At 66.2% G+C, this 1,022-nt stretch carries 1 protein-coding gene; it reads right to left on the reverse strand.

The features are described from left to right. Nucleotides 1-1,022 (reverse strand): S-(hydroxymethyl)glutathione dehydrogenase/class III alcohol dehydrogenase (locus ACIIOY_RS26760; RefSeq protein WP_411037709.1); only part of this gene is annotated, 1,022 nt, incomplete at both ends.

A 1,022-nucleotide genomic window follows, 5' to 3' on the forward strand; every position in this document is an offset into this window, starting at 1 on the left:
CGGATGGACTTGCCCTCGTGCATGAGGTCGAAGCCCTTGTTGATGTCCTCGAGCGGCATGGTGTGGGTGATCATCGGGTCGATCTCGATCTTGCCCTCCATGTACCAGTCGACGATCTTCGGCACGTCCGTGCGCCCGCGCGCGCCGCCGAAGGCGGTGCCCATCCAGGTGCGGCCGGTGACGAGCTGGAACGGGCGGGTGGAGATTTCCTGCCCCGCGCCGGCAACGCGGATGATCACCGACTTGCCCCAGCCGCGATGGGAGGATTCGAGCGCCTGGCGCATGACCTTGGTATTGCCGGTGCAGTCGAACGTATAGTCCGCGCCGCCGATCTGGTCGGCCCCGCGCTTCGTCATGTTGACGAGGTAGGGCACGATGTCGCCGTCGACCTCCTTCGGATTGACGAAGTGCGTCATGCCGAAGCGCTCGCCCCATTCCTTCTTGTCGTTGTTGAGGTCGACGCCGATGATCACGTCGGCGCCGGCAAGCCTGAGGCCCTGGATGACGTTGAGGCCGATGCCGCCCAGCCCGAAGACGATGGCGGTGGAGCCGATCTCGACCTTGGCCGTGTTGATGACGGCGCCGATGCCGGTCGTCACGCCGCAGCCGATGTAGCAGATCTTGTCGAAGGGGGCGTCCGGATTGACCTTGGCGAGCGCGATCTCCGGCAGCACCGTGTAGTTGGCGAAGGTCGAGCAGCCCATGTAGTGGAAGATCCTGTCCTTGCCGATGGAAAAGCGCGATGTGCCGTCCGGCATCAGGCCCTGGCCCTGGGTGGCGCGGATGGCGGTGCACAGGTTCGTCTTGCGCGACAGGCAGGACGGGCAGGCGCGGCATTCGGGCGTATAGAGCGGGATGACGTGGTCGCCCTTCCTCAGCGAGGTGACGCCCGGGCCGACGTCGACGACGACGCCCGCGCCCTCGTGGCCGAGGATGGCCGGGAAGATGCCTTCCGGGTCGGCGCCCGACAGCGTGAACTCGTCGGTGTGGCAGATGCCCGTCGCCTTCACCTCGACCAGCAC

The organism is Shinella agrisoli (assembly GCF_046557955.1).
Classification (GTDB): domain Bacteria; phylum Pseudomonadota; class Alphaproteobacteria; order Rhizobiales; family Rhizobiaceae; genus Shinella.